Genomic DNA, 26,466 nt, shown 5'->3' with positions numbered 1-26,466 from the left:
CCGGAACAGCCCGCCGTCGAAGACAGGAGGACTGCGCATGCCGCTCGAAGTGGGAACGGCCGCACCGGATTTCACGCTGAAGGATCAGAACAACCAGGATGTGAGCCTCGCCGATTACCGGGGCCACAAGAATGTCCTGATCGTCTTCTATCCGCTGGCTTTCACCGGCATCTGCCAGGGTGAGCTGTGCAAGGTGCGCGACGAACTGCCGAAGTTCCAGAACGACAACGCCGAGATCCTCGCCATCTCCGTCGGACCCCCGCCCACCCACAAGATCTGGGCGGCCGAGCAGGGCTACACCTTCCCGCTGCTGTCGGATTTCTGGCCGCACGGCGCCGTCACCCAGGCCTACGGTGTCTTCAACGACAAAACCGGCTTCCCCAACCGCGGCACCTTCGTCGTGGACAAGGACGGAATCATCCGCTTCGCCGAGATGAACGGCCCCGGAGAGCCCCGTGACCAGGCGGCTTGGGAGAAAGCGCTCACTGCACTAGATTCATGAACCGCCGCGCACGGTCCCGGACAACCGGCCCCGCGCAGCACACCATCTTCACCGCCGCCCGGCCGGTGAAGTCCGGGCGTATAGCTCAGTGGTAGAGCACTGGTTTTACACACCAGCGGTCGGGGGTTCGAACCCCTCTGCGCCCACTCTGTCTGTGCAGGTCAGAAGGCCTGCAATGTGCCTCGCGTCGAATCCGTGGGGCTCGCGGCTCGGCACGTCGGTCTCCGAAAAATAGGTATACGCACAGGTAGTTCTACCGTCGCGATGGTGCTCGCTGGCGACGAACCTGGAGTTCGTATCTATCGGTCACGTTGCGGAGGATTCGATGTCTGCACCCGAGCTTCGGCACAGGTCCCATGCCGGCACCACGGAAGAGATCTTGATGATCCGGCGATGCGCGAAGTGTGACAAGTTGTTCGCGCCGCTCACGGCGGGGTGTTCCTCGTGTGCGTCGGATGACCTGGAACGGGTGCCGTCGTCGGGTGTGGGTTCGATCGTGTCGTGGCGGGTGGTGGACCGTGCCGGTGCTGGTGGTGCGCCGTCGACGGTCGCGATCGTCGAACTCGACGAGGGGCCGTGGGTCTACACCTCGCTGGAGGGGGAGGTGCCGCTGCTGTCGGATCGGCCGGTGCGGGTGCATTTCCAGCCGCGTCCGCGAGACGACAGATTTCCGGTCTTCGTGGTGTGCGCCGATCGCCGGCACCGGCAGTGCCGGCGCGAATCGGTGACTACCGCCGCCTCCGACAGAGGAGCCCACGCGCCCCGGTGAACCGCGTTTTGCGCAGTGCTATGGCCGGGGGATCAGGTCGCAGCGCTCGGAACCAGGCCCACCAGCCCTCCGTCGACGAGCAGATCCTGGCCGGTGATGTACGACGCCTCGGACGAGGCCAGGAAGGCCACAGTGGCGGCGACGTCCTCGGCGGACCCGATCCGGCCGGCGACGATATCGCCGGCCACAGCGCTCTGCACGGCCTCGGGAAGCTCGGCCCGCAGCGCGGGGGTGTCGATATATCCCGGGCTCACCGAGTTGACCCGAATTCCCTTGGCGCCCAACTCGGCAGCGAACGTGCGTGCCAGATTGTGCGCCGCGGCCTTGGTCGCCGAATACAGCGAGCCGAACGGCATGCCGCGGTGCAGTGCCCACGAGGCGTTGATCACGACGGCCGCGTCGGGGGCCAGTAGCGGAATCGCCTTCTGCACGGTGAAGAACACCCCTTTGAGGTTGACGCCGATCACCCGGTCGAAATCGGCCTCGGTCACCGCATCGGTCGGCGGAAAGAATCCGATGCCCGCATTCACGAAAAGCACGTCCAATCGGCCGTACCCGTTCCGGACGGTCTCGAAGACGGCATCGATGGCGGCGAGGTCGGTCGTGTCGCCGGCGATCGCGAGCGCCTCCGGCCCGAGTTCATCGGCGGTCGCGGCCAGCCGGCCCGGGTCGCGGCCGGTGACGATCACCCGCGCGCCCTCGTCACGCAACCGCCGCGCGGTGGCCAGTCCCATACCGCTCGTCCCGCCCGTGACCAGTGCGATCTTGCCGTCGAATCTGTTGTGTGCCATGGGAAGAAGCCTGCCGAGGGCCGGACTCGACAACCAGTGCGAGATCAACGTGGGATAACCACCACCAGGCTATGCGGGTGCGGCCGTTTGATCCCGCGTCAGCAGGCTCAGCCGCTGCTCGGTCCCGGCGCCGGGCCGGGGGTTGTACAGCACCAGATGCCAATCGGGATGGTCCGCGACGATCAACGTGGTGGTGTCGAAGAACAGCTCGCCCGCCGCCGGATGGCGCACCGCGTGCACCGCCTGCGTCGGGGCGCCCACCTCCTGCCGGGCCCACAGTTCGGCGAATTCCGCGCTGATCGTGGAGAGTTCGGTGATCACCCTGTCGAATTCGGGATCGTTCAGCGCCGCATCCGCGCGATAGGCGGCGACGACCGCCGGTGCGGCGGCGGCCCAGTGCAGGTGCATTTCCCGGTAGCTCGCGTTGGTGAAAAACGAGACGAGACAGTTGTAGTCGTCGCAGTCGTAGCCGAAGGCCATCCGTGCCCCGTCGTTGACGGCCAGGATGTTCCAGTACCGGTCACGCAGCACCGCGGGCCGCGGTGACCACACCGTGAGCAGATGCCGCAGTTCCGCGGTGACCTGTGCATCCCGATCCCGCACGGCCCGAGGCGGATTCATCCCTGCCAGCCGATACACGTGGGCCCGCTCCCACTCGGTCAATCGCAGTGCGCTCGCGATCGCGTCCAGCACTTCGGTCGACACCTTGATATCGCGCCCCTGCTCGAGCCACGTGTACCAGGACACTCCGACCCCCGCGAGCTGTGCGACCTCTTCGCGCCGCAGGCCCGGCGTGCGACGTCGTCCGGTCGCCACCAGCCCCACCTCGGCGGGGTCGAGCCGTTCGCGGCGACTGCGGAGGAATTCGCGCAGCTGTTCTCTACGCCGCGCCGAGTCACTGGTCATGAAAAACAGTAACAATGCGCGCCGACTCGGCCTCGCCATCGCGCCGATCACCGGGTTGCCGAGGACGTGTTCGCACGTGTAGGCCCGAACAGGGAAATCCGGCGAGCGGTCGACTCACGCATCCCCGCGACCGGCGGCGGAAACCGCGGGCGTAGCTCCTGGGCTGCGCAGGTCGATGTTTCGCATCGTGACCAGCGCTGTCGCACAGAGTGTTTCGGCGCCCTGGTCGACACCGTAGACCTCGGCCGCCGCGACGGTGAGCGCCTTGCCGGGCTTCACGACCCGTCCGCGGGCCACCAGATACTCACCTCGCGCCGGAGACAGAAGTTTGACGGTGTAGTCGACCGTCATGTTCACCCAGCCGGCCGGTAACAGCGTCCCCGCCGCGGAACCACCGGCGAAGTCCGCCAGCGACCCGATCACGCCGCCCTGAAAGTTGCCGTTGTGCTCGGTCAACTCCGTGCGATAGGGCTGCACGATCTCGACCTCGCCCCGTTCGACGCGGCGGAACGAGAACCCCAGATGTCGCGCCGCGGGCATGCCGAGGACGACGGCCTCTACGATCTGCGCGAACTCCGGATTCTCCGCCTGCTGCCCGCTCATCACCCGGCTCCTTTCGGGGTGCTCGACGCTTCACCGCCGAATCCGGGAAGCCGAGGTGCACCACAACTGGACTGATTGCCATTTAATCTGAACTTGACGTCAACTTCAAGTTCTGGCTCAACGGCGATTCGGCGTGGGGGAGCCTCCGCCGCCTGCCCACGCCGCACCGGCCTCACATCACGATGCGCAGTGGGTGTTCGATCAGCTCTTTCAGTTGGGCGAGGAATTGGGCGGCGACGGCTCCGTCGATGGCGCGGTGGTCGGCGGACATGGTGACGCGCATAATCTTTCGGCTCACGACTTCGTCGCCGTCGAGGCGGAGTTCGTCGGTGGCGGCGCCGATGGCGAGGATGGCGGCTTCGGGCGGGTTGATGACGGCGGTGAAGTGTTCGATGCCGTACATGCCGAGGTTGGAGATGGTGAAGGTGCCGCCGGTCATTTCCTCGGCGCGGAGTTTGCGGTCGCGGGCGCGTTCGGCTTTGTCGCGGGTTTCGGCGGCGATGGCCGAGACGGGTTTGCGGTCGGCGTCGCGGATGACGGGGACGAGCAGGCCGGCGGGGGTGGCGACGGCGACGCCGAGGTGGATGCCGTGGTGGCGGCGCAGGGTGTCGCCGGCGAAGGAGACGTTGACGGCGGGGTTGGCGCGTAGTGCGGTGGCGACGGCTTTGACCAGCAGATCGTTGACGCTGACCTTGCCGGCCCCGGTGTCGGCGAGTGACTCGTTGATCCGGGCGCGGAAGGCCAGGAGTTCGGTGACGTCGACGGCGCTGGTCAGATAGATGTGTGGCGCCTGCTGTTTGCTCTCGGTGAGGCGGGTGGCGGAGACGCGTTGGATGGTGGTCAGGGGGATCTCGTCGTAGTCGCCGGAGGCCGAGATGCCGGGGGTGCCCGGTTCCGAGGTTTCCGATGCGGCGACAGCGTGCACGTCGTCGGAAGTGCCTGCCGCATGCGCATTTTCGACATCGAGTCGGGTGATGCGTCCGCCGGGGCCGGTCCCGGTGACGGTCGCGATGTCGACACCGAGTTCCTGCGCGATCTTGCGCGCCAGCGGTGAGGATTTGCGGCGGACGGTATCTGCGGCGGAGGACGCAACAGACCCCGCTGGCGCCGCGTCGGCAGGGGACGGGCCGGGCTGTGGCGCGGTCTGCCGTCGTTTCGATGCGATGTCGGCCGGTTCCGGCTGCTGCTCGATGCTCTGCCGTGCCGATGCGGGCTGGGTCTGCGGAACAGGCGCAGATGACGGTGCGGGTGCGGCGGCGGTCCCGCTGCCGTCGCCGAGAATGGCGATGGGCTCGCCGATCGGAACCCGCGTTCCGGGTGCGGCGATGATGTGTTCGAGGACGCCGTCGTCGTAGGCCTCGAGTTCCATCAGGGCTTTGTCGGTCTCGATTTCGGCGAGCACTTCGCCGCGGGTGACGGTGTCACCGACCTGTTTGAGCCAGTTGGCGACGACGCCGTCTTCCATGGTGTCGGAGAGGCGGGGCATGGTGATTTCGGACAACGGTCTTTCCTCTCAGCGTCGCTTGCCCACGGCCGCAAGGGTTTCGACGGCGGCGGTGTAGAGCGATTCGACGGACGGCAGGGCCAGCTTCTCCAGCGGCTTGGCGTAGGGGAGCGGCACTTCGGCCATGGCGACGCGGCGCACGGGAGCGTCGAGATAGTCGAAGGCGCCGTCGGAGATCGATGCCGCGATTTCGGCGCCGATGCCGTAGGTGAGCCAGTCGTCCTCACCGATGACCGCGCAGCCGGTCTTGCGGACCGAGCGGACGAGGGTGTCGCGGTCGAGCGGGCGCAGGCTGCGCAGGTCGATCACCTCGGCGGAGATGCCCTCGGCGGCAAGCTCGTCCGCGACCTGGGTGCAGACGGTGGCCATGCGGGAGTAGCCGATGAGGGTGATGTCGGTGCCTTCGCGGGTGACGGCGGCCTTGCCGATCTGTGCGGGCGGAAGGTCCTGCGGTACTTCGCCTTTGGTGTTGTAGAGCGACAGGTTCTCGAGGAACAGCACCGGGTCGTCGTCATCGATCGCGGCTTTGAGCAGGGCGCGGGCGTCGGCCGGGGTACTGGGTGCCACGACCTTGAGGCCGGGAACGAACGCGTAGTAGAGCTCGATGTTCTGGGAGTGGGTGGCGCCGAGTTGTTGTCCGCCGCCGCCGGGGGTGCGGATGACCATCGGCACGCTGGTCTGCCCACCGAACATGCCGTAGATCTTGGCGGCGTGATTGACGATCTGGTCGAGGGCGAGCAGGGAGAAGTTGATCGTCATGATCTCGACGATCGGGCGTAGACCGAGCATGGCGGCGCCGATGGCCGCGCCGACGAATCCTTCCTCGGCGATGGGAGTGTCGCGGACGCGCTGCTCGCCGAATTCGTTCAGCAGTCCGGCGGTGATCTTGTAGGAGCCTTCGAAGACGCCGATCTCCTCGCCGATCAGGAAGATGTCGTCGTCGCGGCGCATTTCCTCGCGCAGGGTTTCGCGCAGCGCTTCGCGGTAGGTCATGACAGGCACGGGGCGGTCCTCAGGCGGTGAAGAGCGGGTCGGCGGGCAGGCGGCGGGAATCGCCGGGCACCGGGGTGGCGTAGGTGTAGTCGAACAGGCTCGACGGCTGCGGGTGCGGGCTGGTGTCGGCGAACTCGACGGCGGCGGCGACCTCGGCGAGGACCTCCGCGTCCAGGGCGGCGGCCGAATCGTCGTTCAGCGCACCGGCTTTCAGTAGCGCGGTCTTCCAGATCTCGATGGGGTCGTGGGATCGTGCGGCCGTCACGGTTTCCTCGGTGCGGTATTTCGCGGGGTCGACCACCGAGTGGCCTTTCAGCCGGTGGCTGACCGCCTCCAGCAGTGCCGGCCGGCCGTCGCGGCGTGCGGTGTCGATGAGATCCCTGGCGGTGTCGCGGACGGCGAGGACGTCGGTGCCGTCGACGCGTTCACCGCGCATGCGATAGGCGGCGGCGCGTTTCCACAGATCGGGTTCGGCGGAGGACTTCTCCACTGTGGTGCCCATGCCGGTCTGGTTGTTGACCACCAGGAAGACGATCGGCAGATTCCACAGTGCGGCGAGGTTGAGCGATTCGTGGAAGGCGCCGATATTCGTTGTGCCCTCACCCATTTGGCAGACGACGACATCGTCGCCGCCGCGGTAGTCGATCGCCAGTGCGGCGCCGACGGCGAGGGGTACCTGGCCGCCGACGATGGCGTAGCCGCCGAGCAGCCGAGTCTCGGTGTCGTACATGTGCATCGATCCGCCCCACCCTTTGGAGGTGCCGGTGGAGCGGCCGTACAGCTCGGCCATGACCCGGCCGGGCGCGATGCCCTTGGCGAGGGCGTAGCCGTGTTCGCGGTAGTTGGTGAACAGGTAGTCGGTGGGGCGCATCGCCGCGCCGAGGCCGACCACGGTGGCCTCCTCACCGAGGTTGAGGTGGCAGTAGCCGCCGATCCGGGCCTGCTGATAGCTCTGTGCGGTGCGCTCCTCGAACCGGCGCACGAACAGCATGTCGCGATACAGCTTTCGCAGCGTATCGGGATGCTCGGCCGCCACACGGGACTCGAATGATGCTGTCTGCGTGGCGGTTCGATCGGCCGGCAGAGAATCGCTCGCTGCGGATCGAGCTTGCTCCGGCGCGGTCGACACGGCCGGTCGCTTCGGTGCGCGGCGGGCCGAGGTGCGGGTGGCCTGCTGCGGGGTTGTGGTGGTCACGGTGGTGCTCCTCAACGTGAACGCGGCGCGGTGTGTATCGGCAGGCCGAGCCCGGTCAGGGCTGTTTCCATACCGATCTCGCCGAGGGTGGGGTGGGCGTGGATGGTGTCGGCGAGTTCGTCGAGTGTCGCTTCGAGCGAGATCGCCAGTGCGCCTTCGGCGATCAGGTCACTGGCCGAGGGCCCGATGATGTGCACGCCGAGTACTTCCCGATGGCGTGCCCCGGCCACGATCTTGCAGAAGCCCTCGGTCTCGCCGAGCGCCTTGGCTCGTCCGAGTGCGGCGAACGGGAATTTCGCGGTGATCACCTCGTGGCCGCCGGCGCGCGCCGCGTCCTCGGTCAGGCCGACGCTCGCGATCTCCGGATGGGTGAACGTCGCCGCGGGGATCACGGTGTAGTCGATGCGGGCGTCGTGTCCGGCGATCACGTCGGCGGCGGTGAGGCCCTGATGGGACGCCACGTGCGCCAGCAGGGCTCTGCCAGTGACATCGCCGATGGCGTAGACATGCTCGGCGGTGGTCCGCAGCCGGCCGTCGACGGTGATGAATCCCCGTGCGTCGGTGTCGATTCCGGCGTACTTCAGGTCGAGATCGGCGGTGTTGGGACGACGGCCCACGCCGACGAGCACGACGTCGGCCTGGACTTTCCGAGTCGTCGCGCCGTCGACGTCGACCGTCAGCGCCTCGCCACTCTGCTCGATGCCGGTGACGGTGCATCCGGTCAGCACGCTGACGCCGCGTTTAATGAACGCACGGCCCAGCGCGGCGCCGATCTCCTTGTCCTCCGACGGGACCAGGCGATCCTGCATCTCCACGATCGTCACGTCCGCGCCGAAGGTGGCGAACAGCCCCGCCCACTCGGCGCCGACCGCGCTGCCACCGATGACGACGAGCCGCTCGGGCACCTCGGACAATCCGAAGGCGCCGTCGGAGGTGATCACGCCCGGAAACTCGGCGCCCGGAACGGGCAGGTGCGCGGGCACGGCCCCGGTAGCGACGATCACGTCGGTGGCCGTCACCGTGCGGCTCGCGGTGCCGGCCGGGGCGGCGCCGTAGCGGGGCCCGTCGGCGAAGACCGGCGAGGGACCGGGCTCGAATATCTCCACGGTGGTCGGTCCCGTGAAGCGGGCATGGCCCTCGATCACGGTGACGCCGTTGGCCTTCAGTAGCCCCGCCACGCCGCCGGTCAGCTCCGCGACGATGCCGTCCTTGCGCCGGCGGACGGCGGCGAAGTCGAAGCGAACGTTGTCGGCGTTGACCCCGAAATCGGCTGCTGTGCTGAGTGTTTCGAATACCTCCGCCGAGCGCAGCATAGCCTTGGTGGGTATGCACCCCCAGTTCAGGCACACCCCGCCGGGGCGTTCCTTTTCCACCACGGCGACGTGCAGGCCGCGCTGGGCGGCGCGGATCGCCGCGACATACCCGCCCGGCCCGCCGCCGATGATCAAGAGATCGAATTCCGGCACTTGTGGTGCTCCTCGTCCTGAATCGTTCGACCCGAATCCGGTTGCGGTGTGGGTCATCAGGTGTGGAGTCTTATCCGTGCGCCGACGCCCGACAATTCCCGGCAAGCCCAGGAATTGCGGCTCGGGATTGGGCGCTGCGCCCAATTCCGCTCGCGGCTGCTCGGCGCCGAGGGCTCAGCCGGCCGGGCGTTCGAGCAGTTCGCGGGCGGTGAGCGCGAGGGAGAGTTCGAGTTGGTGGCGGGGGCCCTCCAGCGGGCGCCCGAGCAGTGTCGTCGCGCGCTGAAGCCGGTTGATGACCGTGTTGCGGTGGCAGTGCAGCAGCGGTGCGGCATGGGCTGCCGAGCAGTTCTGGGCCAGCCACACCGTCAGCGTGTGCAGCAGGATGTCGCGCTCCTTCGCGGGCAACGCCAGGATCGGGCCCAGTGATCGCTGCACCAATCGCTGCGCCAGATCGGGCGCGCGCACCAGCAGGGCTTCCGGGTAGTTATCGTCCAGCCGGGTGAGGGTGGCGTCGCGACCTCGCGGCGCGGTATCCAGTGCGAGCGTGGCGAGTGCGTGGGCGACGTCGATCTCGGCCAACCCCTCGACCGCCGGAGAAAGGCCCGCGCGTCCGAGAACCAGCGGTTCCAGCACCTCCGCCGCCTGCTGCGGGGAATGCTGTTCGAGTGCGACGATGCCGACCGTGTGATCGCCGCGATCGTGGCGGACCGAGCGAATCCCCATGGCCGCCAACGCGCTTTCGGTCCCCGGCCGCAGCGGCTGCGGTTCACCGCGAGCCACGAGCACCAGGTAGTCGCCGCCGGCGGGGATGTCGAGTTCGCGTGCCGCATGCGCGGCGAAGACGGCATCGCGGCCGCGCCCGGAGAGGACGTCTTCGATCAGAGCGTGGCGGCGGCGTTCGTCGCGTCGAACGCGATCGAGTTCGGCACCGCGATAGGAGGTCACCAGCGCCGAGGACATCCCGTCGACCACCGCCCACATGGCAGTCCCGATTTCGCGGAAATCGGCAGGTGACATCGCTCCGCCGCGATCCATCAGGGCTTCCCACACGATGCGCCCGCCCAGGCGGAAGGTGCGCTGCATCGCCTCGAGCGGAACGCCCTGCGCGGCGCGCTGCCGGCCGATCGCGGCGGCCACATCGTCTCGTTCGGCGCCGGCCCCTTTCGCCGCGAGCAGTTCCAGCACCCGTGTCAGGAACCGCCGGCATCCGTCCCGCAGATCCGCTCGGCTCACCGCCGAATAGTCCGTCCACTCCGGATCGTCGGTGAACACGGCCGCCATGAGCCGGGCGGTGAGCTGGTCGATGTCGCTCCCGCACGCCCTCGCCAACTCCGCGGAGTCGGGCAGGGGTTCCGGGGTTGCTACGGGCGCCACGTCGGTCACAGTACGTCCAGCGTGGGCGCGCAGACGCAACCGGCCGGTCGCCCGATGGCCTCGACCTGCGCACTGTTACCGGGCGGCTGTCGGACGACCTACGCGACGCGGTGCTGTGACCGGGCCGGAACGCCTATCGGTTCGGCTTCTCGGATTCGGACGTGATCGCCGCGCTGTGGTCGCGGAGGGCGCCGACTATGGCGGTCAGGACGCGATGGGTGGCTTGCAGGTCGGCGTCCGGCAGGCCGGCGAGTGCGGTCCGGGTGCGCATGCCGATCGGGGTGAAGAATCCCGCGGCCACGCTCATGCCGTGATCGCTGTAGTGCAGCAGCACCCGGCGTTTGTCGGTGTCGTCGGGTTCGCGTTCGATATGGCCCGACTCGATCATGCGCTCGATCAGGTAGGTGATCGCGCCGGGAGAGACGCCCAGCAGCGTTCCGAGCCTTCCGGCGGTGAGCGGCGTTCCTTCCGCGTCGGCGGTGGCGATATGCATGAGCGCGCGGAAGTCGTTGGGGCGCAATTCGTTCGAATGTGCGAAGAGATGCGAGATCCGATCCGAGACGGCGGTGAGCGCGCGGATGTCGCGGGCGATCGCCGTCTCGAGTTCGTCGCGATCGGTGGGTGACGCATCGATCGAACTCTCGGTCACCTCTGTCTCCCTTCTCGTTCCTGCGCGCAGTGCACACAGCGTATCGGCTCGGAGCCCGACCCTTTGCAAATTATTTCAGTTTCTGAAATAGTTTGCGCATGGGCGGATGGGATCGATATGCGCAGATCGTCTCCGGGCGTAAAGGGTGGCTCGTCCTGGTAGCCATGGTGGTCGCCGCCGTCGCGGTGCTCGGCTTGTCCGGTGGCGGCGAATCGGGTGGCTCGGCGCCGAATTCGCTGCCCGACGACGCCGAATCCGCGCAGGTACAGCGTTTGTTGCGGCAGTTCCCCGGTGGGGATTCGGCGGCAGCGGTCCTGATCGTCACGCGCGCCGACGGGGCAGTCCTCACCCCGGAAGATCGAGCGCAGGCCGATGCGGCCCTGACCCGGATACGTTCCGGTGCGAGCGGGCCGGGGATCGTGATGTCGCCGGACCAGCGCGCCGCACTCGGCCAGACGCCGATCCCGGCCGAGCTGAACGGCTTCGCCTTGACCGACCGGATCGACGAGTTGCGCACGGCCGCGCGTGCGGACGCACCCGCCGACCTGCAGGTGCGCATCACCGGCGGCCCGGCCTTCGGCGCGGATATCGCCGATTCCTTCTCCGGCGCCAACACTCTGCTGCTCGCGGTTACCGCCGCCGTGGTGATGGTGCTGCTGATAGCGACCTATCGCTCGCCGGTGCTGTGGCTGATTCCGCTGTCGGTGGTGGCGGTCGCCGACCGCGTCGCATCGGCGGCGGGTAATGCCCTCGCCCAGGTGAGCGGTCTGACGTTCGACGGTTCGACCGCGGGAATCACCAGCGTCCTGGTCTTCGGGGCCGGCACGAATTATGCGTTGCTGCTGGTGTCGCGCTACCGCGACGAGTTGTATCGGACCGAGGACCATCGGGCGGCGCTGCGGATCGCCGTTCGGCGAGCCGGGCCCGCGGTGCTCGCCAGCAATCTGACGGTTGTGCTGGCCCTGCTGATACTGCTGCTCGCGTTGCTGCCCAACACTCGCGGACTGGGCGCCTTCGGGGCGGTGGGGCTTCTGATCGCGGCGGTCTTCGTCCTCGTCGCGCTGCCTCCGGCGCTGGCGCTGTGCGGTCGAAAGGTGTTCTGGCCGTTCGTTCCTCGTGTCGACGGCCATGACACCGCGACCTCCGGCGCCTGGCACACCGTCGCGGAGAAGGTGGTACGGCGGCCCGGCGTGGTGGCCGGCGTCTTTCTGCTCGTCGCGGCCGCATGTGCTGCCGCGCTTCCGTTCGCCCATGTCGGGCTCGCACAGTCCGAGCAGTTCCGCGTGCAGGCGGAATCGGTCGACGGCCTGCGTGCGGTGAGCGAGCATTTCTCCTCCGGCGCAAGCGATCCCGCGGTCGTGCTGGCGCGCACCGACGCCGCGCCGGCCGTGCAGTCGGCCCTCGACAGCACTCCCGGCGTCGTGCGCGCGATACCGACCGGCGTCTCGGACAACGGGTTGACGCGCTGGTCGGTGACCCTGGACGCGCCACCCGCCTCCGAGGCGGCATTCGCCGATGTCAGTCGCCTGCGCACCGCACTGTCCTCGGTGCCCGGCGCCGAGGCGCTGGTCGGCGGCTCCGATGCCGTCGCCCTGGACACCCGGGACGCGGCCCGGCGCGATCAGCTCGTGATCATGCCGCTCGTTCTGGTGGTCGTCCTGCTGGTACTTCTGGTGCTGTTGCGGGCAGTGCCGGCCGCGTTCCTGCTGGTCGCGGTCACCGTGCTCAGCGCCCTGGCCGCACTGGGCATCGGAAGCCTGCTCAGCACCTACGTGTTCGGCTTTCCGGCATTGGACACCAACGTGCCGCTGTTCGCCTTCCTGTTCCTGGTGGCGCTGGGCGTCGACTACACGATCTTCCTGGTCACCCGTGCCCGCGAGGAGACACCGGGCCACGGCGTGACCGGCGGCATCGTCCGCGCGGTCGGCTCCACGGGCGGGGTGATCACCAGCGCCGGAATCGTGCTGGCCGCGGTGTTCGCTGTCCTCGGCGTCCTGCCCCTGATCACGCTGACCCAGCTGGGCATCGTGGTCGGCGTCGGAATCCTGCTCGACACCTTCGTCATTCGAACCCTGGTGATACCCGCGTTGTTCGCGCTGATCGGTCCGGGAATCTGGTGGCCGGGGCGCTGGATCCGAGAGGCGCCGGCCGATTCCGGACCGTCGGCGCCGTCGGTCGCCGCGAGCGCGTCGACGTCGGAACAGAGCCGCTGAACGGGGCTCTACGGCATGCCGCCGTCGGAGCGGAGGATCGATCCGGTGGTGTAACTGGAGGCGTCGGAGGCGAGAAACAGTGCGGCTCCGACGATTTCGCTGGGCCGGCCGATGCGTTGGAGGGCGTGGGCGGCGAACGGGTTGTCGTCCGGGGCGAGGTTGTCGAGATCCCATCCGGCCGTGGCATCGGTGCTGTAGGGCCCTGCCATCAGGGTGTTGACTCGGACGGCCGGGCCGAAGGCCAGGGCCAAACCCTCGGTCATGGCATTGAGTCCTGCCTTGGCGGCGGCATAGGGCACGATCGACGGGCGCGGCCGGATGGAACCGGTGGAGCTGACGTTGACGATGGATCCGCGGCCCGCCGCGACCATGCGCTCGCCGACGAGTGCCGACAATCGAAACGGCCCTTTGAGATTCAGGGCGATGATGGCGTCGAACAGTTTCTCGCTCACCGAGGGCAGATCGTCGTACACCGGTTGCATTCCGGCATTGTTGATGAGGACATCGACCCGGCCGAACCGGTCGTAGCAGGCGTCGACCAGCCCGTCGAGTTGATCCCAGCGACCGATGTGCACGCCGTAGGGCATGGCGGCGCGGCCGGTCTTCTCCGCGATCTCCCCGGCGGTCGCCACGCAATTGTCGTAGTTGCGACTGGCGATGATCACATCGGCACCGCAGTGCGCGGCGGCGAAGGCCATCTCTCGTCCCAGCCCGCGGCTGCCGCCGGTGACCAGAACCACCTTGCCGGTCAGATCGAACAGTTCGTCGGCATATCCCATGGCGTCACCGCGACAGCCACAGATCGGCGGGCGCGCAGGGCAATCCCACCTCTTTCAACGTCGAGATACCGGCGGGCGCTCGGGCGACGTCGAAAACGGAATTCACCGCGGGCATCGCGGTCATGGTGTCCCACTCGTGATTTCCCCAGCTGTCCGGCGGGACGAATCTGATCCGGGTCCGTACCTCGGGCTCTCCGTCGATGACGATGTGGTAGTGGTCGTCGTCGAATTCCCAGCTCTCATTGAGCTTGTCGGTGAGGTACCACGCGACGTTCGAGCGAACGACGGATTTCTCGCCGACCTTTCCGGCCCATCCGCCACGCACCGCGGCGATGGTGTCCTTCTCGATGCGGATCCATCCCAGATCGACCGTTTCGGCGGCAGTCGCGTACTCGATGGCGAAGTCCATATCGTCGAATTCGTAGCCGAGGGCTACGCCCATGCGCTGGACGGAATCGCGGAACGTACTCATCCACAGTTTCGCGATCTCGATCAGTTCCGGGGTGGCCTCGGGACGTGAAATACCCAGGGCCTGCCACGTTTCCGCGGATTCGTAGACGGAGACATCGGCCGATTCGGAGATCGAAATCGACCGGACGTCACGGCACACCGCGGTCAACGCGGTGGTCACGGCGTTGATCCAGCCCGGATTGATGCCGGTGATGTGCAGCGAGCTGTTCCCGCGTTCGCAGGCGGCGGCAAGCTTCTGCTCCGTCTCGCCCCGAATCCCGCCGACGTTGAGAAACAAGTTGGTGCTGATGACGTCGAGGCCGCTTTCGAGCAGCCGCGTCGCATGGTCGAGGTCGGCCATGAACGGCGTATAGAGGACGGTATCCGCCTCCAGCGCGAGCAGCGCATCGATATCGGCGGTGGCGAGCACCCCCGTATCCGGCCGGCCGCACAGCCTGCCCGCATCCACCCCGACCTTGTCGTCGGAATAGGCGTAGACACCGGCCAACTCGAGCCGCGGATCGTCGAGAATCCCGCGCAGACTGAGCTTTCCGACCTTCCCGGTGGTCCATTGAATGACGCGCACGTGATCGACCTTTCGAGCTGCCGGTGGTGTCGGCGAGAATGAGAATGTTATTCTCTTCTACGAAAATTAGCATTACGCGTGCGGTGGGACAAGGCCCCTCGGGCTCTTGCCGAGCTGTCCGGGCGCGGAGTTCTGCTGCCGCGCCGGCCGGCGGGTGACCGCCGATCAGCCTCGTTGCGGCTACACCTCCGCCGGGTGGGCGCCGGTCAGCTCTTTCAGCGCGGACCGGAGGTCGTCGACGATATCGGCGGTGTCCGGGGCGGGTACGTGCTGCCAGCCGGGGCCCGCCAGCAGGACGCGCGTGCCGCGGTCGGCGCAGGTGCGCACGGCCGAGAGGAGCGCGGTCGATTCCTGCTGTGACCACAGCACCGCTACCGAGCTCGACGCGCTGCGATCGAGGGCATCGCCGAGGGCTGGAGTGGGGACGTTGGGGCCCAGCATATTGGCCGGGACGTCGAGTTCGGCGAGTGCGGCGCGCAGGACCTCGAGTGGCAGGCAGTGGGCTTCGCCGCTGGTGCAGGCGAGCAGTACGGGGGCCGCGGACGCGTCGGCCGGGGGCGGGACCGCACGGTGCAGTGCGGCCGTAATGCACCAGGACAGAAGGTGTTCGACGTCGATGCATCCGATGCCCGCTCCTTGCCGCTGGACGATCTCGGCGAAGGCCGGGCGGCACAGCCGGTCCCAGGTGTCGGCCACGCCGAACGCGCGAATGTGGGCGAAGAGCAACGCCTGCAGTGTGGTCGGGTCGGAGGCGAAGGCGGCATCGAGAAGTGATGCGTGGTCTCCGGCGACCGGCAGTGGCGCGCGCACGGATTCGGCCGCTCGCGCCGGGCTCGATCCGCCTCGGACGAGCACGACCATGCGCTCGAGCCGGGCGATATCGGCTTCGGAGTACAGGCGGTGGCGCCCGCGCCGATGCTGGGAGGGGCCGATGCCGTAGCGCTGATTCCAACTGCGCAGCGTCGCGGTTCTGCGTCGTTGTCGGGGGGCAAGGCATCGGACATGACGATCATTCTGCCTTTCACGGGCATGGGCGCCGCAAGGTCGCAGTGCTCGAGGTCGCAGTGCTGCGGTGCCCGCGCGGTAGTGGGCGGCGGTAGGGGACGGCGGTAGGCGACGACGGAGCGGCGTGGGGACGACACTCCCATTATGCATCGATTCCGCATCGATTGCTGTAGGATCGGCAGTGTTGTCGAACCCATGCTCATCGAACAGAGGAGTCGCAGGTGCTCGAACATCGCTCGCAGGTAGACCGCCCCGGAGGTATCGACGGGAAGGTGGTGAGAATGCTGGCCGGTGGTGCCCGTCGGCTGGTCCTCTTCGCTGCGACAGCGATGCGCCCGGCGCGGCTGGCCGGTGTCGCCGTCCTGGCGGCGGTCGTGTTCGGTGGCGTCGCGGCACCGGCGGGGGCGAGCCCGACGCCCGCGGCGGGACCGGCTCCCGTTCCCTCGCTCGATCTGAACCGTTACCTGGGAACGTGGTATCAGCTCGCCGCGGTTCCGCAGTTTTTCAATCTCGTCTGTGCTCGCGATACGCGCGCCGAGTACGCCGCCCTTCCGAACGGTGATGTGTCCGTTCACAATTCGTGCACCACGTGGTCGGGTGCGCCCAACGACATTCAGGGTGCGGCGCGCGTGGTCGATCCGGTGACCGGGGCACAGTTGCGCGTCGCGTTCCCCGGGGTGCCGACACAGGAAAGCCTGGACGGCCCGCCCAACTACATCGTGACCGCTCTCGGGCCGGACTACTCCTGGGCTCTCGTCACCGACCCCTTCCGGATCTCCGGATTCGTGCTGTCTCGCACGCCCGCACTGGACGCGGACCAGTGGAATCAGATCGTCGCGGCGATCGTCGCCGCCGGTGAGCAGCCGTGCCTGTACCTGACCTCGCCGGTGACCGGTGGGCGAGACGACATCACCCCGCTGTGCCGGATCTGAGCTCGGCTCGATGCGACCTATCAGCCTGGCGAGTCCGGTGAGTGGAGGTGAGTGGCGATGGGTGTGGCGATAGCTTTGTTCACCCGTGACCTGCGGGTGCACGACAATCCGATGCTGACCGCGGCGCAGCGTGCAGGCGATGCGGTTGTCCCGCTGTTCGTCCTCGACGAATCGTTGGTCACCGGCTCGGAGGCCGCGCCCAACCGGGTGCGATTCCTCGCCGCCGCGCTGGACGAGCTCGACGGCGAATTACGAGCGCGCGGCGGGCATCTCGTGCTGCGGCGCGGCAAGGTCGTCGACGAGGTGGAGCGGATCGTCGCCCAGTCACAGGCGGAGTCGGTGCATCTCGCCGCCGAGGTCAGCCACTACGGCAAGCGCCGCGAATCGGCTCTGCGCGACAGGCTCGAATCTCACGGTTGCCGCGTGCAGACGCACCCCGCGACGGTGACCAGCGTGGACATCGATGCGATCGAGCCGAGCACCGGACGCGATCATTTCGCGGTGTTCACGCCGTACTTCCGGCGCTGGGAAACCGCTCGCCACCGCAGTCCGCTGCCACCGCCGAAAGATCTCACCGTGCCGTCGTTGGACGGGAAACAACCCGGCCTCGACAAGCTCCGCGCCGCGCGGGCTTCGCCCAACCTGCGGGTCGGAGGCGAGACGACGGGGCGAAAGATGTTGCGCCGCTGGCTGTCCGATGCGGTCACCGCGTACGCGGATACCAACGACGATCTCGCGGCCGACGCCACCTCGCATCTCTCGCCGTATCTGCACTTCGGATGCCTGTCCGCCGCGGAGGTGGTGTCGCGCCTGGACCTGTCGGATCCGGGTGCGCACAGTTTCGCCCGGCAATTGGCCTGGCGCGATTTTCATCATCAGGTACTGGCGGCCCGGCCCGCGGCGGCGTGGTCCGACTACCGCCCGGGGCCGGTCGAGGTCCGTCAGGACCAGCAGGCGTTCGAGGCGTGGACGCACGGTCGTACCGGTTTCCCGATCGTCGACGCGCCGATGCGCCAGCTGCGTGACGAAGGATGGATGCCGGGCCGCGCGCGGCTGATCACCGCATCGTTCCTGGCCAAAACGCTACGGTTGGATTGGCGGATCGGCGCGGCCCATTTCCGGTACTGGCTGGTCGACGGTGATGTGGCGAACAACCAGATGAACTGGCAATGGGTCGCGGGCACCGGAACCGACACCCGCCCCAATCGCACACTCAATCCGCTGCGGCAAGCGAACCGTTTCGACCCCGAGGGTGCGTACGTACGGCGCTGGTTGCCCGAACTCGCCCACCTGTCCGGTGCGGCGGTGCACCGGCCGTGGCGCGAGGATGTCGATGACGCGACCTATCCGGCGCCGATTGTGGAAGTGCCCGGCATGTAGTCGATTCGGTGATCAGGAGACGGTATGCGATGTGTGGTGTTCGGTGCGACCGGCTACATCGGCGGCCGCCTGGTGCCCGAGCTACTGGCCGCGGGGCACGAGGTGCGGGTGCTGGCCCGCACACCCGCCAAACTCGACGACGCCGCGTGGCGCGACAGCGTGGAAGTCCTGCGCGGTGACGTGCTCAGCGCCGAGGACGTGGCCGCGGTGTGCACCGACGCGGATGTGCTCTACTACCTGGTGCATTCGCTGACGCGAACGGATTTCGACGAGGTCGACCGCCGCGCGGCGACACTGGTGGCAGAGCAGGCCGCCCGAGCGGGGGTACGCCGGATCGTGTACCTGGGCGGCATCGTCCCGCCCGGCCAGCGACTGTCGCGGCATCTGTCCTCCCGCGCCGAGGTCGGTCGCATCCTGCTCGCGGGATCGGTTCCGGCGATTGCGATGCAGGCCGCCGTGATCATCGGATCCGGTTCGGCCAGTTTCGAAATGCTGCGCTATCTCACCGAACGGCTCCCGGTGATGGTCACGCCGCGATGGGTCCGCAACCGCATCCAGCCGATCGCGGTGCGCGATGTGCTGTACTACCTGACGCGGGCGGCCGAACTGCCGCCGGATGTGCGCGGTGCTTTCGACATCGGCGGTCCGGATGTGCTCACCTACGAACAGATGATGCGCGATTACGCGGAAGTGGCGCGGCTGCCGCGGCGCGTGATCGTCCCGGTCCCGGTTCTCACACCGTGGCTCTCGGCACAATGGGTCAATCTCGTGACCCCGGTGCCCAAGGCTATCGCGGTACCGCTGATGGAATCGCTGGTCAACGACGTGGTCTGCGAAGATCACGCGATCGCCGAGCACATCCCCGATCCGGCGCGGGGATTGATCGACTACCGCACGGCGGTCGAATTGGCGTTGACGCGTATCCGCGACCTCGATGTCCCCACCCGCTGGTCGGATGCCGATCAGCTCGGTAGTGAACCGTCGTCCCCGCTGCCCACCGATCCCGCGTGGTCGGGCGGTTCCCTCTACGTCGATGTACGAGAACGCCACACCCGGGCCGATCCGGCGACGCTGTGGTCGGTGATCGAATCCATCGGTGGCGAATACGGCTGGTATTCGTTTCCGCTGGCGTGGTCGTTGCGCGGCTGGATCGATCGACTGGCCGGCGGCGTCGGTTTGCGGCGGGGCAGGCGGGATCCGCATCGGCTGCACGCCGGCGAGGCGCTGGACTGGTGGCGTGTGGAACGCATCGAGCGACCGCACACTCTGGTGTTGCGCGCGGAGATGCGGGTGCCCGGGCGGGCATGGCTGGAGCTGAGCGTGGACACGGACGCGCGCGGCACGGTCTACCGGCAGCGGGCCGTATTCGACCCGCACGGTCTGGCCGGTCATCTGTACTGGAAGGCCATCGTTCCCTTCCATGCGCTCATCTTCGGCGGGATGACCCGCAACATCACGGGCGCGGCCGAAGAGGCTGCGGCGCAGCCGGTTTCATAGCCCCGGCTGCGCCTGCCTGGACCGGAGCGCGCGGGCGAGACCGCGGCTGCCCACCGCGGCACGCCGTGGGATACCGACGCGGGCACGATGAACGAAGATGTCGAAATCCAGACTCTCGATGCGATCCAGAATTTCCGAATAGAGGGTGAGCGCGGTGGTGACGCACGGCCGCGACCGTGGCGCGAGCAAGGCGATACCGGCGCGGGCGTAGTCGTAGATGTCGCGAGTGTGCGCATGCTGGGCGACCAGAGCGCGCCGGACGCGCGGGTCGGTGCGGCGGTGCGCCTGACACCACAGCAGCAGGTCACGGTCGACGCCGTAGGCGGCCAGTTCGTCTGCCGGCAGATACACCCGGTCTCGGACCAGGTCCTCGTCCACGTCGCGCAGAAAGTTGGTTAGCTGGAAGGCTTTTCCGAGCGCGGCGGCGTAGGGAGCGGCCTCGTCCACCGGGCACACCGTGCCCAGCACCGGCAAGACCTGTAACCCGATGACTTCGGCGGAACCGTAGACGTAGCGGTCCAGCGCACGCCGATCCGGATAGTCGGTGACGGTGAGATCCATGCGCATCGACTCCAGGAACGAGTCGAACAGCGCCGGAGCGATGCGGTAGGAGTGCGCCGTGTGCAGTACGGCCGGGAGGACGGCGTCGGCGTCGGCGTCCTCGCTGGTGAACTGCGCGGCCAGCGCGTCCAGTCGTGCCGCTCGCTCGGTGACCGGACGGCTCGGGTCGATGTCGTCGAGGATGTCGTCGGCGCGGCGGGCGAAGCCGTAGAGCGCGTGGATCGCCGGACGCTGGTCGGGGGCGAGTAACCGGGTGGCGAGGAAGAAGGTCTTGCCGTGGCGGGCGTTGAGCGTCCGGCAGGCGCGATAGGACTGCTGCAGTTGGGTATCGGCGCGGCCGTTGTCGAGAAAGGCGATGGGGGACATGAGTTTCCGATCAGCGGATGATGGCGGCGGTCGAAGTGGACAGGGCGGACGCGCGTCGGCGTGCGGGCAGTGCAGAAGGCGTCGGTCCGGTGACGCGGTCCGCGGCGAGCCGGCCGGAAATCAGCACGGGCGGTATGCCGACACCGGGGACGGTGCTGCCGCCCGCCAGCACCACGTTCTCGAGTCCGCGGATCATATTGGCCGGGCGGAAGGGGCCGGTTTGGGTGACGGTGTGGGCCAACGCGAAGGGGCTTCCGGCCAGCATGCCGCGCCGCGCCCAGTCGGCAGGAGTGGTGATGTGGAGCAACCGGGGATCGGTCAGTGGGATCGGCAAGCGATCCTGGACGGTGGTCAGAATCTCCTCGGCGTAGGCGGGGCCGAAGCGGTCCCAATTGATCGGTCCGCGAACGAGATTCGGTACCGGAGCGAGGATGTAGAGCAGGTCGCGTCCGGGTGGGGCCAGGCTCGGGTCACCCGCGGTGGGCCTGGTGACCAGCAGTGACGGATCTGTCATGACGCTGCCGCGAGCGATGATGTCGTCGAAGGCTTCGTCCCAGGCGCGGCCGAAGAGCAGATGGTGGTGCGCCGCTCGGGGCATCGCCTCGCAGCCGACGTGCAGCACGACCGCGGACGGTGCCGCCGTGGGACGCAGCGGGCGGCGCGGGGAATGGCCCGTCAGCCGGTAGGTGTCGGACAACTCGGTGGTGAGCACGACCGCATCGCACGGGATGCGCTCGCCGGTATCGGTGACGACTGTGCGGATCCGGGATCCGGTGCGGTCCAGGCTCGCCACGGCGGTGTCGTAGCGGATCTCGACGCCGGCGTCCTGCGCCGCCGCGGCGAGCGCGTCGGGTAGCGCTCGCATCCCGCCGCGCGGGAACCAGACGCCGGCGATCGTGTCCATATAGGCGATCACCGCGTATGCCGCTATCGCCCTCCTGGGCGCGACGCCGGCATACAGGGATTGAAAGGTGAACAGCCGCCGCAGTTCCGGATCGTCGATGTGTTGTGCGACCGCACGGTCCCAGCGGCGGAATCCTCCCATCGCCGCCAGTCGGGCCAGCGAAGGACGCAGCGCCGAGAGCGGCGAGTCGAAATTCGCCCCGACGATGTGATGGACGAGTCGGAGCTACGCCGCGGCGCGCCCACGGGGCATGTCGCCTTCGCCGACGCACATCGGAACCGGCGAATGCCCGGCGACGGGTGCGGACAGCAGCGTGTCGAGTTCGCGGCGGGCGGCGGGGTCGGCGAGCTGGCGGGCGGCGATCACCACGGTGGTCGCCTTGTGCTGAGTCAGATCTCCGTCACCGGGTTTGCCTGTGGCATCGGGGGTTCCGAATACTCCCAGCAGGTCGTCGCGCATCTGGAATGCCTCGCCGACGGTACGGGTTGGCGGCGGCGTCGAACGTCTTGATCTCGATATTGGCCGCGCGGTCGCGCTCACCTTCGCTTCCGGTGATGTAGCGCAGGGCGGCCTCCCGGTTCTCCAATCCCCAGCATCGGAAGACACCCGCCCAGTGACTGGGCTGCAAGCGCAGGTAGCTTGCCACGGCCGGGCAGCCGACGGTCAGTAGCGCGGGCAGGCGGTCCAGGATTCCCGCGGCGAAGTGCTCCCCCTCCGCACCGATTCCGAAAGGACCGGGACCGCCGATTGTGTTCCCCTGCAACAATTCTGGCCGATCACCCGGTGAATACCGTGGACGGTGTCGTGCGGTGGCGTACCGCGGTACGGGATCGAGTCCTGACCGAACTGGACGCGTTCCTGCGCGAGAACCGCATAGGCGCCGTCCAGGAAATCGCCGTCGACGACATCGCTCGCCGATACGTGGCAGGCGGCAAATGCCTGCGATCGACATTCATGTACATCGGCTGGCTGTGCGGCGAGGCCCCCGACGCCGCCGCACTGCGAGCCGCCGCCGCGCTGGAACTTGTCCATGCCTTCGCGATGATCCAGGACGGTCGGCGAGCAGATGGACGACCGCCTGTCGCTGGTGCCGGTGGATCCGGCCTACCGGGCCCATTTCGCCGACGGGCGTCAGCTCGAGGTTCACAGCGACGCCGAACGCATGGCCGCGGCGATCACCGAGTTCGCCGGAGCCGGGCAGGCGGCCGGATACCGGCGACTGCGCGCGTGGCTGACCCAGCTCTACCGGACCGAGTTCGACTCGTTCATGCGCGTCCGTACCGGCTCAGCGCCGACAGGGTCGACTCGTCGCATCCGGCCATCGCCGCGCCGAGTTCGAGCGGCCGGCGCACGGTGTAGTTGCCGGATTTCGCACGTGCCAGCGCCAATACCTGCCCGAAATCCGGTTCCGTGCGGACGTCGTTGAGCAGATCGCCGAACTGTCCCACCGCCAGCTCGATGCGCATCTCGTCGAAGCGCGGCCACACGCGGTACACCTGGCGTTGGCGGGCCTGCTGGCGGCGGGCCGAGCGGGCTTGCAGGCGGGCACGACCCTGCCCGAGCCGGTCGCCGGCGATCCGGCGCGACTCGACTCCGCCACCCGGTCCGCGCGCGGGATCATCCCGTTGCCCACCACACTCGCCGACGCGGTGGTGGCCTTCGAAGCCGACGAGGCGCTGTGCGCGGCATTCGGCGACGACCTCGCCGACACCATCGGCAGCGTGCGGCGCGGTGAGATCGCGCTGTTCGCCGATGCCACGCCCGAGCAGATCGCCGACGCCTGCAGGTGGAGGTACTGAGCCGCGTCGCGAGGTACCGACCGCTCGATCACCTCGCCGCCGGCTCCGCACTGCCGGCTCGTTCGAGAAGTGAGCGCACGAACGCCAGATGGCCGGGGACCACGCCGAACCACACATCCGGCGCGCGTGTCCCGCGCATGGCCACGAAGGTGGCCAGCGCGACGACGCCGTCACGGATCTCGAGCGCCAGTTCGCCGTGGAATCCGAGACTCGAATCGGCCCGCAGCAGAAGGCATTCCGGTGCGGAGAAGGTGATGCGCCAACCGGCGACGGTGTCCGGCGCGCCGGGGGTGAGGCCGAGTTCGATACCGGCCCACGCCGCCCGCAATCGCCTACGAACGTCCTCGGGAACGTCCTCCATGATCGCGCGGGCCCACTGCTCGGCGGTCCGGGCGGTGGCAGCCGGGGTTTCCAGCACGTGGCTGTCGATGTAGACGACGTCGTCCAGGGTGGTGAGGGCGAGCAGGTCGGCGGTGATTCCGCATTGGCGGACGGTGGGGGAGGTGTGCACGGACATGACGAGAACCTTCTGGTTTCGGTACTGCACAATAGATACAGAACAGTACTGTATCTATTGAAGGGTGATCTAATCAAGGGCATATCGAGCCGGTCGAGAAGGAGGACGTGATGGCGCCACCGGTGCGAACTCCGCGGCAGGCGTGGATCGATGCCGGGCTCTCCGTGCTGGAGCACCACGGCCCCGATGCGGTCCGGGTGGAGGCGCTGGCGGCGCAACTCGGCGTGACCCGCGGCGGCTTCTACCGGCAGTTCCGCTCCCGCGACGAACTACTCGAGGCGATGCTCGACGACTGGGAACGGCGCGCCGTCGACGATGTGCGCGAACAGGTCGAGCGCGAGGGCGGCGATCCGAAGCGCAAGATCCGGCGGGCGGGCACGCTGACCTTCGCCGAGGATCTGACGCCGCTGGATCTGGCCATCCGGGCATGGGCTCGGCGTGACCCGGCGGTGGAGGCGCGGCTGCGGAAAGTGGACAACGCCAGAATGGACTATCTGCGCACGCTGCTGCGGAACTCCGGCGTCGCACCCGAGGATGTGGAAGCCGTTGCGCTGCTGTCTTTTTCGATGGTCATCGCCAATCGCCTGATCAAGGCCGAGCATCCCGGCGAGAGCAGATCGGATGTGCTCGCCCACGCCGCACGCCTGCTGTTCGACTGATCGCGCGGGCATACTGGCGGGGTGAGCGATCAACGAGGCGTTCCTTCCTTCCACATCGACCAGGTCGACCACCCGGAGCAGGAGCTGATCGTCCGGATACTCGACAATCAGGCCGCCTTACCCGGCGTGGTGCGGATGCGCGAGTGGGCGCGCGCCGCGCTGGCGCTGCGACCCGGCGAAACCGCCCTCGATGTGGGCTCCGGCACCGGCACCGAAGTGGTGGAGCTGGCCGCTCTGGTCGGTCCGGCCGGGCGGGCCATCGGTATCGATCCGAATCCGTCGATGCTCGCGGTGGCGCGCGAGCGCGCCGCGGACGTATCGGCCGAATTCATCGAGGGATCGGCCTACGATCTGCCGCTGCCGGACGCATCCGTCGACGCGGTGCGCTGTGAGCGGGTCTATCAGCACCTCGACGATCCGGCGAAGGCCACCGCGGAGATCGCGCGGGTGCTGCGACCGGGCGGACGGGTGGTGCTGATCGACAGCGACTGGTCGACGGCGATCTTCCATCCCGGTGATCCCGAGGTCGTCGCGGCGTTGCAGCAGCGGATGGAAACCAACAGTCCGAATCGCAACTCCGGCAGGCATTTACGGGGACGGCTGGTCGACGCCGGCCTGCTGATCGACGACATCGGTTCCGAGGCCGTGATCTGGGAACCCGAGTCGATCCTCCCGATGTTCACGGCGGTCACCGACCGGGGTGTGGCCGACGGGCTGATCACCGCTGCCCAGCGCGACTACGTTCTGACCGAAATCCGGCGCGGTGCCGAGACCGGCGACTATCACTTCTCGGTGACCATGTTCGCGGTGGTGGCGCACAAACCCTGACCCTCGTTCACGGCGCGACGGGATCCGCCACCGGCGGCCGTCGCGCCGCGAGTGCGGCAGCCACCGCCGCCGCGACGATCGTCACCAGCGCGCCCAGCATCATCGCCGCCGCCTCGGCCGGGTGCAGCACATGCAGCTGGGTGCCGACGGTGACGGCGGCCACCGGTACACCGATCTGAGCGGCGGCCAGCGCGCCGAATGTGACCGGCTGGCCCAGCAGACGCATGAGCAGATGCACCAGCAGTGCGCCGGCTCCGAGCGCGAGCCCCAGCAGGATCAACCGCGGGCGATCGGCGAATTCCCGCAGGTTCAACCGAGCGCCCAGCCAGACGAAGAACAGGGGAGCGAGGAATCCGTCGGTCGCGGCGAACAATTGCCGTGCCACCCGGCGCGGTTCGCCGACTGCCGCGACGGCCAGTCCGGCCGTGAAGCCGGCCAGCATGATCGACACGTGCGTGCGGGTGGCGATGGCGGCCATCCCGAATACGAGGGCCAAACTGACCCGCAGTTCGAGGGCGAATTTGCGGCGTTCGGAGACTCGGTGCGCACGCCGGCGCAGCCCGGAGCGTTCCAGCCACCGCAGCAGCAAGAACAGCAGCACCGCGGTGCCGATCACCGCCAGCGCACCCAGCGCGGCGCGTCCGGCGTTACCCGCGTCGATCACCAGCGGTAGCGCGACGATCGACGCGGTGTCGGCGATGGCGACCTGTGCCGTCAGTTCGAGCACCGATCTGCCCTGCAGCCCTTGGGAATCGATGATCGGCAGCACCAGCGCGGCCGAGGAGGAGGCGAGCAGCACCGCATAGATCGCGCCGTGCCCGGTATCGAAGAAGCCGGCGAGCAGATAGCCGATCACGGCCGCGGCCGACCCGACCAGCACGGCTCGGAGGGCACCGATCCCCAGTGCCGAGCGGATCCGCGGATCGCGAATCGGGACATGGGTGCCGGCGACGAACATCACCAGCGCGAAACCCATATCGGCCAGGAAGGCGAATACCGGATCCGAGGCATCGAGCACCCCGAATCCGGTGACGCCGCAGACGATTCCGGCCAGCAGCTCGCCGACGATCACCGGTATGTGCCAGGCTTCGCGCCACGCCAGCAGCGGTCCCGCCAGCCCGAGCGCCAGCACCAGGGCCAGGGTGGACAAACTCATCGGTGCTTACTTCTTCCGCTCGATCTGCTGCCGCTCGACGTCGTGCACACTGTCCGCCGCGCACCACTCCCGGTCACGCCGA

General features: G+C 68.2%; 26 protein-coding genes, 1 tRNA gene and 4 pseudogenes. 11 read left to right on the top strand and 20 right to left on the bottom strand.

The annotated features are described in order from the left end of the window. Positions 1 to 37: 37 nt before the first annotated feature. The 3 genes from NN2_RS06490 (at position 38) to NN2_RS06480 (ending at position 1,271) form a co-directional block, all read left to right on the top strand. On the top strand, positions 38 to 502 hold the full coding sequence (locus NN2_RS06490; protein ID WP_062999484.1) for a peroxiredoxin: 465 nt from the start codon (positions 38 to 40) through the stop codon (positions 500 to 502). Between the two features lie 74 nt (positions 503 to 576). Further along, positions 577 to 648, top strand: a tRNA-Val gene (locus tag NN2_RS06485). A gap of 179 nt (positions 649 to 827) precedes the next feature. Then, positions 828 to 1,271 (top strand): Zn-ribbon domain-containing OB-fold protein, encoded by a 444-nt coding sequence (locus tag NN2_RS06480; protein WP_063910693.1) that lies wholly within the window; start codon positions 828 to 830, stop codon positions 1,269 to 1,271. A gap of 32 nt (positions 1,272 to 1,303) precedes the next feature. Here the strand turns inward: NN2_RS06480 and NN2_RS06475 are convergent, their stop codons facing one another. The 9 genes from NN2_RS06475 to NN2_RS06435 all read right to left on the bottom strand — a co-directional run bounded on the left by NN2_RS06475 (position 1,304) and on the right by NN2_RS06435 (position 10,752). Next, positions 1,304 to 2,062 (bottom strand): SDR family oxidoreductase, encoded by a 759-nt coding sequence (locus NN2_RS06475; protein ID WP_063011302.1) that lies wholly within the window; start codon positions 2,060 to 2,062, stop codon positions 1,304 to 1,306. 69 nt (positions 2,063 to 2,131) lie between these two features. After that, positions 2,132 to 2,968 carry a helix-turn-helix transcriptional regulator gene (locus NN2_RS06470; RefSeq protein WP_063011300.1) on the bottom strand — a complete coding sequence of 279 codons (837 nt, stop codon included), beginning with the start codon at positions 2,966 to 2,968 and terminating at the stop codon, positions 2,132 to 2,134. Between the two features lie 114 nt (positions 2,969 to 3,082). Next, the gene (locus NN2_RS06465) at positions 3,083 to 3,571 is read right to left on the bottom strand and encodes a PaaI family thioesterase (protein ID WP_063011298.1); all 489 of its coding nucleotides are present in this window, start codon (positions 3,569 to 3,571) and stop codon (positions 3,083 to 3,085) included. 172 nt (positions 3,572 to 3,743) lie between these two features. Beyond that, on the bottom strand, positions 3,744 to 5,072 hold the full coding sequence (locus tag NN2_RS06460; RefSeq protein ID WP_174554949.1) for a dihydrolipoamide acetyltransferase family protein: 1,329 nt from the start codon (positions 5,070 to 5,072) through the stop codon (positions 3,744 to 3,746). A 12-nt stretch (positions 5,073 to 5,084) separates the two neighbouring features. Then, positions 5,085 to 6,068 carry an alpha-ketoacid dehydrogenase subunit beta gene (locus NN2_RS06455; protein WP_197040003.1) on the bottom strand — a complete coding sequence of 328 codons (984 nt, stop codon included), beginning with the start codon at positions 6,066 to 6,068 and terminating at the stop codon, positions 5,085 to 5,087. A gap of 19 nt (positions 6,069 to 6,087) precedes the next feature. Then, the gene (gene pdhA / locus NN2_RS06450; RefSeq protein ID WP_245658574.1) at positions 6,088 to 7,263 is read right to left on the bottom strand and encodes a pyruvate dehydrogenase (acetyl-transferring) E1 component subunit alpha; all 1,176 of its coding nucleotides are present in this window, start codon (positions 7,261 to 7,263) and stop codon (positions 6,088 to 6,090) included. A gap of 11 nt (positions 7,264 to 7,274) precedes the next feature. After that, complete coding sequence (lpdA, locus tag NN2_RS06445; protein ID WP_063011294.1) at positions 7,275 to 8,729, bottom strand: dihydrolipoyl dehydrogenase; 1,455 nt, start codon at positions 8,727 to 8,729, stop codon at positions 7,275 to 7,277. A 174-nt stretch (positions 8,730 to 8,903) separates the two neighbouring features. Beyond that, complete coding sequence (locus NN2_RS06440) at positions 8,904 to 10,103, bottom strand: PucR family transcriptional regulator (RefSeq protein ID WP_063011347.1); 1,200 nt, start codon at positions 10,101 to 10,103, stop codon at positions 8,904 to 8,906. Positions 10,104 to 10,236: 133 nt separating this feature from the next. After that, positions 10,237 to 10,752 (bottom strand): MarR family winged helix-turn-helix transcriptional regulator, encoded by a 516-nt coding sequence (locus tag NN2_RS06435; protein WP_063011292.1) that lies wholly within the window; start codon positions 10,750 to 10,752, stop codon positions 10,237 to 10,239. Between the two features lie 98 nt (positions 10,753 to 10,850). Between NN2_RS06435 and NN2_RS06430 the strand changes: the two genes are divergently transcribed. After that, positions 10,851 to 12,965 carry an MMPL family transporter gene (locus NN2_RS06430; RefSeq protein ID WP_063011290.1) on the top strand — a complete coding sequence of 705 codons (2,115 nt, stop codon included), beginning with the start codon at positions 10,851 to 10,853 and terminating at the stop codon, positions 12,963 to 12,965. Between the two features lie 8 nt (positions 12,966 to 12,973). On the opposite strand, the gene NN2_RS06425 is transcribed toward NN2_RS06430, so the two are convergent. The 3 genes from NN2_RS06425 to NN2_RS06415 all read right to left on the bottom strand — a co-directional run bounded on the left by NN2_RS06425 (position 12,974) and on the right by NN2_RS06415 (position 15,740). Then, positions 12,974 to 13,744: an SDR family NAD(P)-dependent oxidoreductase gene (locus tag NN2_RS06425; RefSeq protein ID WP_063011288.1), complete on the bottom strand. Its 771-nt coding sequence runs from the start codon at positions 13,742 to 13,744 to the stop codon at positions 12,974 to 12,976. 4 nt (positions 13,745 to 13,748) lie between these two features. Then, entirely contained in the window at positions 13,749 to 14,780 is a 1,032-nt protein-coding gene (locus NN2_RS06420; RefSeq protein ID WP_063011286.1) for an NAD(P)H-dependent amine dehydrogenase family protein, read from the bottom strand. Positions 14,781 to 14,960: 180 nt separating this feature from the next. Next, the gene (locus tag NN2_RS06415; protein ID WP_439955845.1) at positions 14,961 to 15,740 is read right to left on the bottom strand and encodes a MerR family transcriptional regulator; all 780 of its coding nucleotides are present in this window, start codon (positions 15,738 to 15,740) and stop codon (positions 14,961 to 14,963) included. A 266-nt stretch (positions 15,741 to 16,006) separates the two neighbouring features. Between NN2_RS06415 and NN2_RS06410 the strand changes: the two genes are divergently transcribed. The 3 genes from NN2_RS06410 to NN2_RS06400 are packed head-to-tail and all read left to right on the top strand — an operon-like array spanning position 16,007 to position 19,594. After that, positions 16,007 to 16,717: a lipocalin family protein gene (locus tag NN2_RS06410; RefSeq protein ID WP_369817495.1), complete on the top strand. Its 711-nt coding sequence runs from the start codon at positions 16,007 to 16,009 to the stop codon at positions 16,715 to 16,717. A 57-nt stretch (positions 16,718 to 16,774) separates the two neighbouring features. Beyond that, entirely contained in the window at positions 16,775 to 18,097 is a 1,323-nt protein-coding gene (locus NN2_RS06405; RefSeq protein WP_063011284.1) for a cryptochrome/photolyase family protein, read from the top strand. Positions 18,098 to 18,121: 24 nt separating this feature from the next. Beyond that, positions 18,122 to 19,594, top strand: coding sequence for an SDR family oxidoreductase (locus NN2_RS06400; RefSeq protein ID WP_063011283.1), 1,473 nt, complete (start codon positions 18,122 to 18,124; stop codon positions 19,592 to 19,594). On the opposite strand, the gene NN2_RS06395 is transcribed toward NN2_RS06400, so the two are convergent. The 5 genes and pseudogenes from NN2_RS06395 to NN2_RS38910 form a co-directional block, all read right to left on the bottom strand. Then, positions 19,589 to 20,521 (bottom strand): phytoene/squalene synthase family protein, encoded by a 933-nt coding sequence (locus NN2_RS06395; RefSeq protein ID WP_063011281.1) that lies wholly within the window; start codon positions 20,519 to 20,521, stop codon positions 19,589 to 19,591. The genes NN2_RS06400 and NN2_RS06395 overlap by 6 nt on opposite strands. 10 nt (positions 20,522 to 20,531) lie before the next feature. Further along, positions 20,532 to 21,629, bottom strand: a pseudogene (gene crtI / locus NN2_RS06390) (phytoene desaturase family protein); the annotation flags it as partial. A 93-nt stretch (positions 21,630 to 21,722) separates the two neighbouring features. Continuing rightward, a pseudogene (locus NN2_RS38445) lies at positions 21,723 to 21,902 on the bottom strand (polyprenyl synthetase family protein); the annotation flags it as partial. Next, entirely contained in the window at positions 21,826 to 22,188 is a 363-nt protein-coding gene (locus tag NN2_RS39180) for a hypothetical protein (protein WP_439955844.1), read from the bottom strand. The gene NN2_RS39180 and the pseudogene NN2_RS38445, both read right to left, overlap by 77 nt. Continuing rightward, the gene (locus NN2_RS38910; RefSeq protein ID WP_063011277.1) at positions 22,089 to 22,457 is read right to left on the bottom strand and encodes a hypothetical protein; all 369 of its coding nucleotides are present in this window, start codon (positions 22,455 to 22,457) and stop codon (positions 22,089 to 22,091) included. Before NN2_RS38910 ends, NN2_RS39180 begins: the two co-directional genes overlap by 100 nt. 43 nt (positions 22,458 to 22,500) lie before the next feature. On the opposite strand from NN2_RS38910, the pseudogene NN2_RS38430 reads away from it, so the two are divergent. Then, positions 22,501 to 22,695, top strand: a pseudogene (locus NN2_RS38430) (phytoene desaturase); the annotation flags it as partial. On the opposite strand, the pseudogene NN2_RS36950 reads toward NN2_RS38430, so the two are convergent. After that, a pseudogene (locus NN2_RS36950) lies at positions 22,694 to 22,927 on the bottom strand (polyprenyl synthetase family protein); the annotation flags it as partial. The pseudogenes NN2_RS38430 and NN2_RS36950 sit on opposite strands and share 2 nt — an antisense overlap. On the opposite strand from NN2_RS36950, the gene NN2_RS06370 reads away from it, so the two are divergent. Then, entirely contained in the window at positions 22,928 to 23,224 is a 297-nt protein-coding gene (locus NN2_RS06370) for a hypothetical protein (protein WP_063011273.1), read from the top strand. A gap of 28 nt (positions 23,225 to 23,252) precedes the next feature. Here the strand turns inward: NN2_RS06370 and NN2_RS06365 are convergent, their stop codons facing one another. After that, on the bottom strand, positions 23,253 to 23,741 hold the full coding sequence (locus tag NN2_RS06365) for a hypothetical protein (protein ID WP_063011271.1): 489 nt from the start codon (positions 23,739 to 23,741) through the stop codon (positions 23,253 to 23,255). Between the two features lie 110 nt (positions 23,742 to 23,851). On the opposite strand from NN2_RS06365, the gene NN2_RS06360 reads away from it, so the two are divergent. Both NN2_RS06360 and NN2_RS06355 read left to right on the top strand, forming a co-directional pair. Further along, positions 23,852 to 24,400, top strand: a complete 549-nt coding sequence (locus tag NN2_RS06360) for a TetR/AcrR family transcriptional regulator (RefSeq protein ID WP_063011269.1) — start codon at positions 23,852 to 23,854, stop codon at positions 24,398 to 24,400. 21 nt (positions 24,401 to 24,421) lie between these two features. Next, the gene (locus NN2_RS06355; protein ID WP_063011267.1) at positions 24,422 to 25,228 is read left to right on the top strand and encodes a methyltransferase domain-containing protein; all 807 of its coding nucleotides are present in this window, start codon (positions 24,422 to 24,424) and stop codon (positions 25,226 to 25,228) included. Positions 25,229 to 25,235: 7 nt separating this feature from the next. Here the strand turns inward: NN2_RS06355 and NN2_RS06350 are convergent, their stop codons facing one another. After that, positions 25,236 to 26,384, bottom strand: a complete 1,149-nt coding sequence (locus tag NN2_RS06350) for a cation:proton antiporter (RefSeq protein ID WP_063011265.1) — start codon at positions 26,382 to 26,384, stop codon at positions 25,236 to 25,238. Positions 26,385 to 26,466: the final 82 nt, after the last annotated feature.

Origin of the sequence: Nocardia nova NBRC 15556 (genome assembly GCF_001613005.1) — a bacterium.
GTDB classification, from domain to species: Bacteria; Actinomycetota; Actinomycetes; order Mycobacteriales; family Mycobacteriaceae; genus Nocardia; species Nocardia nova.
Note: the sequence above shows the minus strand (reverse complement) of the source record. Positions and strands in the feature narration are given on the sequence as shown.

Coding starts and splice junctions, on each gene's coding strand:
- NN2_RS06490 (WP_062999484.1), top strand. CDS start 38: ATGCCGCTCGAAGTGGGAACGGCCGCACCGGATTTCACGCTGAAGGAT.
- NN2_RS06480 (WP_063910693.1), top strand. CDS start 828: ATGTCTGCACCCGAGCTTCGGCACAGGTCCCATGCCGGCACCACGGAA.
- NN2_RS06475 (WP_063011302.1), bottom strand. CDS start 2,062: ATGGCACACAACAGATTCGACGGCAAGATCGCACTGGTCACGGGCGGG.
- NN2_RS06470 (WP_063011300.1), bottom strand. CDS start 2,968: ATGACCAGTGACTCGGCGCGGCGTAGAGAACAGCTGCGCGAATTCCTC.
- NN2_RS06465 (WP_063011298.1), bottom strand. CDS start 3,571: ATGAGCGGGCAGCAGGCGGAGAATCCGGAGTTCGCGCAGATCGTAGAG.
- NN2_RS06455 (WP_197040003.1), bottom strand. CDS start 6,068: ATGACCTACCGCGAAGCGCTGCGCGAAACCCTGCGCGAGGAAATGCGC.
- NN2_RS06430 (WP_063011290.1), top strand. CDS start 10,851: ATGGGCGGATGGGATCGATATGCGCAGATCGTCTCCGGGCGTAAAGGG.
- NN2_RS06425 (WP_063011288.1), bottom strand. CDS start 13,744: ATGGGATATGCCGACGAACTGTTCGATCTGACCGGCAAGGTGGTTCTG.
- NN2_RS06405 (WP_063011284.1), top strand. CDS start 16,775: ATGGGTGTGGCGATAGCTTTGTTCACCCGTGACCTGCGGGTGCACGAC.
- NN2_RS06400 (WP_063011283.1), top strand. CDS start 18,122: ATGCGATGTGTGGTGTTCGGTGCGACCGGCTACATCGGCGGCCGCCTG.
- NN2_RS06395 (WP_063011281.1), bottom strand. CDS start 20,521: ATGTCCCCCATCGCCTTTCTCGACAACGGCCGCGCCGATACCCAACTG.
- NN2_RS38910 (WP_063011277.1), bottom strand. CDS start 22,457: ATGGACAAGTTCCAGCGCGGCGGCGGCTCGCAGTGCGGCGGCGTCGGG.
- NN2_RS06365 (WP_063011271.1), bottom strand. CDS start 23,741: ATGTCCGTGCACACCTCCCCCACCGTCCGCCAATGCGGAATCACCGCC.
- NN2_RS06360 (WP_063011269.1), top strand. CDS start 23,852: ATGGCGCCACCGGTGCGAACTCCGCGGCAGGCGTGGATCGATGCCGGG.
- NN2_RS06350 (WP_063011265.1), bottom strand. CDS start 26,384: ATGAGTTTGTCCACCCTGGCCCTGGTGCTGGCGCTCGGGCTGGCGGGA.